The 11273-nt window shown below is 57.2% G+C and carries 9 protein-coding genes; all 9 read left to right on the top strand.

Annotated features, from left to right (window positions below; all coding sequences use genetic code 11):
- The first annotated feature begins 22 nt into the window (after positions 1-22).
- A complete protein-coding gene (locus GM655_RS03575; RefSeq protein ID WP_155433224.1) occupies positions 23-1294 on the top strand; it encodes a YeaH/YhbH family protein in 1272 nt (423 codons plus the stop codon).
- On the top strand, positions 1291-2829 hold the full coding sequence (locus GM655_RS03570) for a SpoVR family protein (protein ID WP_155433223.1): 1539 nt from the start codon (positions 1291-1293) through the stop codon (positions 2827-2829). Before GM655_RS03575 ends, GM655_RS03570 begins: the two co-directional genes overlap by 4 nt.
- 502 nt (positions 2830-3331) lie before the next feature.
- Positions 3332-3991 (top strand): energy transducer TonB, encoded by a 660-nt coding sequence (locus GM655_RS03565; RefSeq protein ID WP_155433222.1) that lies wholly within the window; start codon positions 3332-3334, stop codon positions 3989-3991.
- An 82-nt stretch (positions 3992-4073) separates the two neighbouring features.
- The gene (locus tag GM655_RS03560) at positions 4074-4973 is read left to right on the top strand and encodes a MotA/TolQ/ExbB proton channel family protein (protein ID WP_155433221.1); all 900 of its coding nucleotides are present in this window, start codon (positions 4074-4076) and stop codon (positions 4971-4973) included.
- Positions 4974-4979: 6 nt separating this feature from the next.
- Complete coding sequence (locus GM655_RS03555) at positions 4980-5408, top strand: ExbD/TolR family protein (RefSeq protein ID WP_155433220.1); 429 nt, start codon at positions 4980-4982, stop codon at positions 5406-5408.
- A gap of 58 nt (positions 5409-5466) precedes the next feature.
- Positions 5467-5898: an ExbD/TolR family protein gene (locus tag GM655_RS03550; RefSeq protein ID WP_196308697.1), complete on the top strand. Its 432-nt coding sequence runs from the start codon at positions 5467-5469 to the stop codon at positions 5896-5898.
- A 67-nt stretch (positions 5899-5965) separates the two neighbouring features.
- Positions 5966-7186 carry a tetratricopeptide repeat protein gene (locus GM655_RS03545; RefSeq protein WP_229632353.1) on the top strand — a complete coding sequence of 407 codons (1221 nt, stop codon included), beginning with the start codon at positions 5966-5968 and terminating at the stop codon, positions 7184-7186.
- Positions 7187-7356: 170 nt separating this feature from the next.
- Positions 7357-8328, top strand: a complete 972-nt coding sequence (locus tag GM655_RS03540) for a bifunctional riboflavin kinase/FAD synthetase (RefSeq protein ID WP_155433219.1) — start codon at positions 7357-7359, stop codon at positions 8326-8328.
- Positions 8329-8392: 64 nt separating this feature from the next.
- The gene (gene ileS / locus GM655_RS03535; protein WP_155433218.1) at positions 8393-11260 is read left to right on the top strand and encodes an isoleucine--tRNA ligase; all 2868 of its coding nucleotides are present in this window, start codon (positions 8393-8395) and stop codon (positions 11258-11260) included.
- Positions 11261-11273 lie beyond the last annotated feature (13 nt).

The raw sequence follows: 11273 nt of genomic DNA, 5'->3' as shown, positions 1-11273 counted from the left end.
GTAACGAGCAACGGGAGGTCATTTGACTTACCTCATCGACCGGCGTTTGCAGGGCAAGAATAAATCTGCGGTCAATCGCGAGCGCTTCCTGCGGCGCTACAAGGCCCAGATCAAGGACGCGGTGGGGCGTGCCACCAAGGGGCGCTCCATCACGGACGTGGAAAACGGCGAGAAAGTCTCCATCCCCGTCAAGGATGTGGGCGAGCCTTCATTTGGTCACGCCCATGGTGGCGTGTGGGAAACCGTCAATCCGGGCAACGAGGAATACCAGAAAGGCGATCTGATCAACCGTCCCCGCGGCGGCGGTGGTGCGGGACGAGGCAAGGCCGGCAATAGCGACCAGACCTCGGAAGATGATTTCATCTTCGAGCTGTCGCGCGAAGAATTCATGAACTACTTCTTCGAAGATCTGGAATTGCCGCACATGGTGAAGACCCAGCTCAGCAGCAGTACCGAGTTCAAAAACCAGCGTGCTGGCTACAATATGTCGGGTACGCCGTCGAATATCCACGTACTGCGCTCACTGCGCGGGGCGCTGGGACGGCGCATCGCGGTAGGCGGCCATGCGCGCAAGCAGTTGCAGCAAGCGGAAACGGAACTGCTGCAGTTGCTGCAGGATGGCGCAACTGCCGACGCCGCGCGCGTGCTGGAACTCAAAAAACTGATCCACCATCTGCATACGCGGCTGATTGCGATCCCCTTCATCGACCCGTTCGACCTGCGCTACAGCAACCGCATCAAAGTGCCCAAGCCCATGACGCAGGCCGTGATGTTCTGCATCATGGATGTCTCGGGTTCCATGGATGAAACGCGCAAGGATACGGCCAAGCGTTTCTTCATCCTGCTGTATCTGTTCCTGAAACGCGTGTATGACAAGATAGATGTAGTCTTCATCCGCCACCACACGGCTGCGGCCGAAGTGGACGAGAACGAATTCTTCCATTCGCGCGAATCAGGCGGCACCGTGGTGTCGTCCGCGCTCAACCTGCTCAACCAGATCATCGACGAACGCTATGGCGGCGGCGCGTGGAACAGTTATGTGGCGCAGGCTTCGGACGGCGATAACTGGGATAACGATTCCATCCTGTGCCGCCAGCTGCTGGTCAACACCATCATGCCCAAGGTGCAGTATTACACCTATGTCGAGATTACCGATGGTCCGCCGCAAAACCTGTGGGAACAGTATGCGCAAGTGCCCGACCACCACGCCCATTTCGCCATGCAGAAAATCGTCACGCCGGCCGACATCTATCCGGTGTTCCGCGAACTGTTCAAGAAGCAGCCGAAATCATGAACGCCATGCCCACTCCGCGCCGCCATCCCAACGCCCTGCCCGACCAGTCCGAATGGACGTTTGAGCTGATCGAGCAAGCTCATGAAGAAATCCGCCGCGTGGCCGCCAGTTTCGGGCTGGACACTTATCCGAACCAGTTGGAAATCATCACGGCCGAGCAGATGATGGATGCCTATACTTCGGTAGGCATGCCGGTGTCGTATAACCACTGGTCATTCGGCAAGCATTTTCTGGCCACGGAAAAAAGCTATAAACGGGGCCAGATGGGGCTGGCCTATGAAATCGTCATCAACTCCAATCCTTGCATCGCCTATTTAATGGAGGAGAACAGCCTGACCATGCAGGCGCTGGTCATTGCCCATGCGGCTTACGGCCATAATTCTTTCTTTAAAGGCAACTACCTGTTCCGCACCTGGACCGACGCGGAAGCCATCGTCGACTATATGGTGTTCGCCAAGAACTATATCGCCGAGTGCGAACAGCGCCACGGCATCGATGCGGTGGAACTGCTGCTCGATTCCTGCCATGCGATTCAGAACTATGGCGTGGACCGCTACAAGCGCCCGGCCCGCTTATCGCTGGCGCAGGAAAGAGCGCGCCAGAAAGAGCGCGAAGCTTATATACAGTCGCAGGTGAATGAACTGTGGCGCACCTTGCCGCGCCGCGAAGAAGAGGAAGTCAGCAAGGAAGCCGTGCGCTTCCCGCCCGAGCCGGAAGAGAACCTGCTCTACTTTATCGAAAAATATGCACCATTATTGGAACCCTGGCAGCGCGAAATGGTGCGTATCGTGCGCAAAATCTCGCAATACTTCTATCCGCAGCGCCAGACCCAGGTGATGAACGAAGGCTGGGCCACCTTCTGGCACTACACTATATTGAACCAGTTGTACGACGAAGGCGTCGTCGGCGATGGTTTTATGATGGAGTTCCTGAAGAGCCATACCAACGTGGTGTACCAGCCGCCCGTCAGCAGCCCCTACTATAGTGGCATCAATCCGTATGCACTCGGTTTCGCCATGATGAGCGATATCCGCCGCATCTGCGAACAGCCGACGGACGAAGACAGGGCCTGGTTCCCCGACATAGCGGGCAGCGACTGGCGCAAGACGCTGGACTTCGCCATGCGCAATTTCAAAGACGAAAGCTTTATCGCCCAGTATCTTTCACCGCGGCTGATCCGGGAATTCCATTTCTTCGCGGTACTGGACGACGACCAGAACGAAAAACTGGCAATCTCGGCTATCCACGATGAATCAGGCTACCGCTATGTACGCCAGCAGCTAGCTGAGCAGTACAACCTGGGCAACCGCGAGCCTAATATACAGGTGTGGTCGGTGAATACGCGCGACGACCGCGCCCTCACCCTGCGCCATACGCAGTTCCAGCGCCGCCCGCTGAACCAGCAGGCCGGCGAAGTGCTCAAGCATGTGGCACGGCTATGGGGATTTGATGTGCATCTGGAGACCGTCAACGCACAGGGTGAAGTGCTGAACACGCTCGAAGTCAAACGGGAAAAACGGGGACGCGGCAGTTAGCGCAGCAGTTAAGCAGCCTTCGTGACCAGTAATCGTAATCAGGCACAACTCTTGCAAGGTATAAAGCGGGCGAAATGCTGGCTATATTCGCTTATGCATGTTGCACTGCAAAAGTCAATCTTTTTTTGCAGTGATTTCATGCAGGGCGGACGCAAGTATTTCATTGCAGTAAGATTTACAACCGAATTATCGATTGGACGTAGTAATTTTACGCACATAAAATTCCGTTTTTCGCCTTAAGGGAAAACTAAGTAATGTCGTGGTGCATTGCGCTCCCAAAATGCACTGAAGTGACTTGCATTTTGTATCAGAGTGGTGCGATGAGAGCGCTAACACCTAGGAAAACCCTATGAAATTAAAGCGATTTAAGGGATGAAAATTCTATGTAAAATCAAGAATTCGTATGTATAATTCGCCGACGTCCCGGATGCGGCTGTTGTTTTGTGTCGCCATTTTGGGGTTTAAGTAGCAACAAAAAGAGTTGGTATTGGAGAAAGCAGGCATGAATTTCACGCACAACGAGAAAAGCACCGGGAAGAACTTTACGGGCATTACCATTGTCGTTTTGTTGCACGTCCTGGTCGCTTACGGCATCGTGACTGGCTTGGGCAAACGTCTGGTAAGCAAAATGATCGCACCAGTGGAGACCAAGATCATTGAGGAGGTAAAGCCTCCTCCACCAAAGGAACTCCCACCGCCACCACCTCCGCCAGAGATGAAAGCGCCACCACCGCCATTCATCCCGCCAGTTGAGGTGAATGTGCAGCAGCCGCCTCCGGCCCAAAGCGTTATTAACAATGCTACTAACGTCAAGCCTGCGACGACTGAACTCCAGAAGCCACAACCGCCAGCTCCGGCGGCGGCTCCTGGCCCGGCAAAATCGGTGCGCACGCCAGCAGTTGCTGACATGAGCACCTGTGCCAAGCCTGAATATCCTAAGAGCTCGCTGCGTAATGAGGAAACCGGTGTTACTACCGTTTCCTTCCTGATCGGGGTAGACGGCTCGGTGATGGAATCCAAAGTCACGAAGTCTTCCGGCTTCCGCGACTTGGACAAGGCAGCACAAAACGCCTTGGGTAAATGCCGATTCAAGCCAGCCACGGTTGATGGCAAGCCTGAACAGCAGTGGCAACCAGTGCAATACGTCTGGTCGCTGGATTAAACCGAGACTGCAGTCTTAGTCTCATTTATGATTTCGTTGTCAAATAGTTCAGCGATCTTATTATTATCAATTTGGAGGAAGCATGTTTAAGAATACCCGTTTGTCCGCTGTACTGGCCGCAGTGCTGTTTTCCGTGACCGCAGCCACCGCCCTGGTAAGCGCACCAGCTTTCGCTGAAGATGCGCCAGCCTCGGCAGCCGCTTCGGCACCAGCAGCCGCTCCAGCGGATGCGGCAGCTGCTCCAGCAGCAGAAGCACCAGCTGCTAAAGGCGGCAAAGAAGAAGTGGACAATCCTTACGGCTTCGAAGCTGTATGGAACGGCGGTTTCGTATCGCGTGGTACCCTGATCATCCTGTCGCTGATGTCCATGGGTTCGTGGTACATCATCATCACCAAACTGATCGACCAGATGAAGATCTTCAAGCAGTCGAAAGAAACTTCGGCTAAGTTCTGGAAAGCTTCGTCGATCGCTGCTGGTTCGGCTACCCTGACCGACGGCTCGCCATTCCGCTTCATCGCTGAAACCGGCACCAAAGCTACCGCTCATCACGACGGCGCTCTGCTGGAACAAATCGACCTGTCGACCTGGGTAACCATGTCCATCCAGCGCGCTGTTGACAAAGTTCAATCGCGTCTGCAAGACGGCCTGTCCTTCCTGGCAACCGTTGGTTCGACCGCACCGTTCATCGGTCTGTTCGGTACCGTTTGGGGTATTTACAATGCACTGATCGCTATCGGCATGTCGGGTAACGCATCGATCGACAAAGTTGCAGGTCCTGTGGGTGAAGCACTGATCATGACCGCTTTCGGTCTGTTCGTTGCAGTTCCTGCCGTTCTGGGCTACAACTGGCTGGTACGTCGTAACAAGTCGGCAATGGAAGATGTACGTTCGTTCTCGGCTGACGTGCACTCCGTACTGATCTCGGGCGCAATGTCCACCAGCGAAGCTGGCCGTGCTGCTGGCGCTAAAAAGATTGGATAATTAATCATGTCGATGTCCGTAGGCTCCGATAGCGGAGACGAAGATCAAGTCATGTCAGAAATCAACACGACGCCCCTCGTGGACATCATGTTGGTTCTGCTGATTATCTTCCTGATCACGAGCCCGGTTGTTCTGAAGCTGATCAAGATCCAGCTGCCAGAAGAAACCAACCAGGTTATTCAGACCAAGCCGGAAGATGTCAACATCGTTGTAAGCAAAGATGGCGACATCTACTGGAATCAGAAGAAAATGCGCGACGCGAATGAGCTGTTCGACCTTCTGAAGGTGGAAGCAGTTAAGTTGCCTCAGCCGGAAGTACATGTACGTGGCGACCAGGAAACTCGCTACGAAGCAATCGGCAAGGTTATTTACACTACCCAGCGCGCTGGTATTCAGAAGGTCGGTTTCATCACCGAACCGCCTGATAAGGGTTAATCCCTCAAAGTGCATCGCAGACCGGTTCGCCGGTCTGCCCTTCTAAAAAGGAAACACCATGAGTATGAATGTCGGCTCCCCCGCCAGCGCAGGCGCGGATCCGGAACCAATGATGGAAATGAATATGACGCCCCTCATCGACGTGATGCTGGTGCTGATTATCATGATGATCATTACGATTCCTAAAGCCAACCACTCGGTCAACTTGAACATGCCGGTCGGCACCCCGCCACCGCCAGTGAAAGAACCTGTGGTCATCACGATTGACGTCGACTTCGACGGTACGATTCTGTGGGATAACGCTGTCGTTCCTGACCGCGGCACCCTGGAAGCGAAACTGACCGATGTCGCAGCGCAAGCTGATCAGCCGGAAGTGCATCTGCGTCCGAACAAGCTGGTATCGTATAAAGTCGTGGCAGGCGTGATGGCTTCGGCTCAACGTCTGGGCGTGACCAAAATTGGTCTGGTCGGCAACGAACAGTTCCAATAAACAGTTATATGTTCAACAATAGGCAGGACCATTCCTGCCTATTTCGCATTTTGATGAAAGAATATCCATGACCAAGTTTCGTCTCGCTCATCTCGGCCTGGTAATGGCCGCTATTGGCTTCACTGCAGCAGCTCCTCTGGCAGGTCTTTCCTCGGTTGCTTACGCTGCCGAAGCAGTGCGCGCTGAAATCGGCAAACCATTGCAAGAAGCACAGAAACTGGCCGCAGCCGGCAAGAACAAGGAAGCGCTGGCTAAACTGAAAGAAACCGACGCCGTCGGTGGCAAGTCCCCGAACGAAATCTATATGATCGAGCGCACCCGCGCTTCGGCCGCAGCTGCCGCTGGCGATAACGACGCCGCCGCCAAGGCCTTCGAAACGGTCATCAACTCCGGCAAGCTGTCGCCTGCCGAAGCTCCGAAATTCACCCAGGCTCTGGCGGGTATCTACTACCGCGCCAAAGACTACCCTAAAGCCATTACCTGGATCCAGCGCGCGCTGAAAGACAATCCTAGCGACGGCCAGATGCACGAACTGCTGATCCAGACCTACTACATCAGCGGCAAATACGCTGAAGCGGCCAAAGAACTGCAAGGCACCAAAGGCGCTTCGGAAGCATCGCTGCAAATGCTGGCCAACATCCAGCTCAAGCAGAACGATAAAGAAGGCTACGTCCAGACGCTGGAAAAACTGGCTGGCGCCTATCCTAAGTCGAGCTACTGGGCCGACCTGCTGAACCGCGTTTCCGGCAAGCCTGGCTTTGCTTCCTCGCTGTCGCTGGACGTACTGCGCCTGCGCCTGGCCAACGGCCTGCTGACCAAGCCTAGCGAATTCATGGAAATGTCGCAGCTGGCTCTGCAAGCTGGTAATGCTGCCGAAGCCGTCAAGATCATCGATCAGGGCTACAAAAAAGGCGCACTGGGCACCGGTTCCGATGCTGCCCGTCACCAGCGTCTGAAAGATCTGGCTGCCAAGACCCAGAGCGAGTTCGAAGCCAAGCAACCTGCTGCAGAAGCGGAAGCCGTCAAAGCCAAAGATGCTGACGCTCTGTCCAACATGGGCTTCGCGCTGGTTACCGCAGGCAAGGCTGACAAAGGTCTGGCACTCATGGAGCAGGCTGTGAAACTCGACAGCGCCCGCAATCCGGAAGCTGCCAAGCTGCACCTGGGTATCGCTCAGTCGATCGCCGGCAAGAAAGCGGCTGCGCTGACCACCCTGAAATCGGTCAAAGGCAAAGACGGCGCTGCCGATCTGGCCCGTTACTGGACCCTGAACCTGAACCGTTCGTAATTCAACACGGTTGTAGCGTTCTGAGCGCCGCCGGCTTCATGCCGGCGGCGTTTTTTTTGCTGGTTTTGCCTTACTGCCCTTGCTTTTTGTCCGCCCGAGTGCGGTTAACTGTCAGCCACGGCCAACAGACCGTATAATCTCCCCTTTAGCGACAGTTTCCCCCAAATTCCATGAAGGTATTTCGAGGTCTCCCCAATGCGGCGGCGCGTGCGCCCTGCGCCCTGACGATCGGCAATTTCGATGGTGTCCATCTGGGCCATCAGGCTTTGCTCGGCCGCGTGCGGGCAGCAGCCAGCCAGCTGGGACTGGAAGCAGCCGTGATGACCTTCGAACCTCACCCGCGCGAGTTCTTTGCCCGCAAAATGGGCGACCCGAGCAAGGCGCCGGCACGCATCGCCAATCTGCGCGACAAGCTGCAATCGCTGTCCGATAACGGCATAGACCGCGTCATCGTCGAACATTTCTCCGCCCCGTTTGCGGCCCTCACGCCCCAGCAGTTCACCGAACAGGTGCTGGTGGAAGGTCTGCACGTGAAATGGCTGATGGTCGGCGACGACTTCTGCTACGGTTCCAAGCGGGCCGGCAATGTGGCCATGCTGATGGAAGCAGGCCAGCGCTATGGCTTCGAAGTGCATACCCTGCCCACCGTGATGCAGGGCGATTTGCGCGTGTCCTCCTCGGCCGTGCGGCTGGCACTGGCGGCCGGCGATTTCGTCCAGGCCGAAGCTCTGCTGGGCCACCCGTATGCGATTTCCGGCCATGTGATCCATGGCCAGAAACTGGGCCGCACGCTGGGCTTCCCTACACTGAATCTGCGTGTTTCGCACCGCCCTGCCCTGAGCGGCATCTTCATCGTGCAGGTGCACGGTCTGGCCGGGCAGCCGCTGGCCGCCGTAGCCAGCCTGGGCGTGCGCCCTACCGTGGACGATAGCGGCCGCGTACTGCTGGAAGTGCATGTGTTCGACTTTGCCGCCAACTGCTACGGCAAACAGGTAAGGGTGGAATTCCTGCACAAGATACGCGACGAAGAAAAATACACCGACCTGCCTACCCTGACGGCGGCCATCAACAACGATGCAGCGATTGCGCGGCGCTTCTTTACCGAGCGCGATGGTGCAGTGACCGCCACAGACCGAATTTGAGCGCGCGATCAGCTACGCGCGCCGGCTAAACAGAACTCCGAATTAAATTACTGAATAGATCACCATGTCCGACAACAAATCTGCCAAAAAACCTGAAAGCAAATACCCGGTCAATATGACTGAAACCCCCTTCCCTATGCGCGGCGATATGGCCAAGCGCGAACCGGGCTGGGTACAGCAGTGGCAAGAAAAGAAAATCTACGAGCGCGTGCGCAAAGCGGCAGCCGGTCGTCCTAAATTCATCCTGCACGATGGTCCTCCATACGCCAACGGCGACATCCACATCGGCCACGCCGTCAACAAGATCCTGAAGGATATGGTGGTCAAGGCGCGCAGCTTCGCCGGCTACGACGCACCGTATGTGCCGGGCTGGGACTGCCATGGCATGCCGATCGAAATCCAGATCGAAAAACAGTTCGGCAAAAACCTGCCGACCGGCGAAGTGCTGGAAAAAGCCCGCGCCTACGCCAAGGAACAGGTCGAACGCCAGCGCAAGGACTTTATCCGTCTGGGCGTGCTCGGCGAGTGGGACAACCCATACCTGACCATGAACTACTCGAACGAAGCGGACGAGCTGCGCGCACTGGGCAAGCTGCTGGAGAAGGGCTATGTCTACCGCGGCCTGAAACCCGTCAACTGGTGCTTCGACTGCGGTTCGGCACTGGCCGAAGCGGAAGTGGAATATCAGGAAAAACGCGATCCGGCTATCGACGTGGGCTTCAAGTTCACCGAATTCGACAAGCTGGCCACCGCCTTCAATCTGCCTAAACTGCCGACCGAAAACGGCTACATCGTGATCTGGACCACCACCCCGTGGACCATCCCGTCGAATCAGGCACTCAACGTCAACGCCGAAGTGATCTACTCGCTGGTGCAGACCGAGCGTGACGGCCAGCCGCTGCTCTTGATCCTGGCACAGGATCTGGTGGAAAGCTGCCTGGCCCGCTACAAGCTGGAAGGCACCACCATCGCCACCTGCCACGGCGCAGCACTGGGCGGCATCAGCTTCCGTCACCCGCTGCACGCTTCGGACGCGTTCTTCGACCGTTTGTCGCCCATGTATCTGGCCGAATACGTGACCACCGAAAGCGGTACCGGTGTGGTGCACTCGGCACCGGCCTATGGTCTGGACGACTTTATCTCCTGCCGCGCGCACGGCATGAAGGATGCCGACATCCTCACGCCGGTGCTGGGCGACGGTAAATTCGCCGCCAGCCTGCCGCTGTTCGGCGGCATGACCATCTGGGAAGCCTCCAAGCCGATCTGCAACGCGCTGCGCGAAGCGGGCGCGCTGTTCGAAGTGAAGATGTTCGACCACAGCTATATGCACTGCTGGCGCCACAAGACGCCTATCATCTACCGCGCCACTTCGCAGTGGTTCGCCGGCATGGACACCCAGCCGAAAGATGGCGGCCCGTCGCTGCGCCAGACCGCGCTGGCCGGCATCGACCAGACCGAATTCTTCCCTGACTGGGGCAAGGCGCGCCTGCACGGCATGATCGCCAACCGTCCCGACTGGACCTTGTCGCGTCAGCGCCAGTGGGGTGTGCCTATGGCCTTCGTGGTGCACAAGGAAACCGGTGAACTGCATCCGCGTACGCCGGAACTGCTGGAACAGGTGGCCAAGATGATCGAACAGGGCGGCATCGCGGCATGGCAGGCACTCGACCTGAAAGACCTGATCGGCGATGAAGCGGCCCAGTACGAGAAAAACAAGGACACGCTGGACGTGTGGTTCGACTCCGGTTCGACCCACCAGACCGTGCTGCGCGGCTCGCACCAAGAGCAGTCGGCCTTCCCGGCCGACTTGTATCTGGAAGGTTCGGACCAGCACCGCGGCTGGTTCCACTCCTCGCTGCTGACTTCCTCCATGCTGAACGGCACGCCGCCTTACAAGGCACTGCTCACGCACGGCTTCGTGGTTGATGGCGAAGGCAAGAAAATGTCCAAGTCGATCGGTAACACCATCGCACCACAGGACGTGTGGAACAAGCTGGGCGCCGACATGCTGCGTCTGTGGGTGGCCAGCACCGACTACACGGGCGAACTGTCGATCTCGGACGAGATCCTCAAGCGCGTGACGGAATCGTACCGCCGCATCCGTAACACCCTGCGCTTCCTGCTGGCCAACCTGTCCGACTTCGATGCGAGCAAAGACAGCGTAGCGCTGGAAGACATGCTGGAAGTGGACCGCTACGCCATCGCCAACATGGCTGCGCTGCAGGCCGAAGTAGGCCAGCACTATATGCAGTACGAATTCCAGCCGGTCTACTCCAAGCTGCAGAACTTCTGCTCGGAAGATCTGGGCGGCTTCTATCTGGACCTGCTGAAAGACCGTCTGTACACCAGTGCCGTGACCTCCAAGGCACGCCGTTCGGCCCAGACCGCGCTGTGGCATATCACCCAGAGCCTGCTGCGCATCATGGCACCGGCCCTGTCGTTCACGGCCGAAGAAGCCTGGGCCATCTTCGCCAGCGCCGACGCTTTCAAAGCCAGCGACGAAACCATCTTCACCCAGACCTGGTGGCAGCTGCCGGCCGATCCGCAGGCCGAAGCCCTGCTGGCCAAGTACACCGCGCTGCGTACCGTCCGTACCGACGTGACCAAGCAGCTGGAAGACCTGCGTGCTTCGGGCGCCATCGGTTCCTCGCTGCAGGCCGAACTGACCATCAAGGCGGCTGGTGACAAGTATGCGCTGCTGGCCAGCCTCGATGACGATCTGAAGTTCGTCTTCATCACGTCCGCTGCCAAGGTGCTGCAAGTGGGCACGGAAGCGGAAGAAGCTGTCGAAGTAGCCGCGTCGAGCGCCGAGAAGTGCGAGCGCTGCTGGCACTACCGCGCCGACGTGGGCAGCCACGCCGACCACCCTACGCTGTGCGGCCGCTGCCATAGCAATCTGTTCGGTGCGGGCGAACAGCGCAAGTTCGCTTAATATGTGGTTCGCC

The sequence above is a fragment of the Pseudoduganella danionis genome (assembly GCF_009720775.1).
Classification (GTDB): Bacteria; Pseudomonadota; Gammaproteobacteria; order Burkholderiales; family Burkholderiaceae_D; genus Rugamonas; species Rugamonas danionis.
The sequence above is the reverse complement of the archived record's forward strand: the minus strand, read 5'-3'. Positions and strand labels throughout refer to the sequence as shown.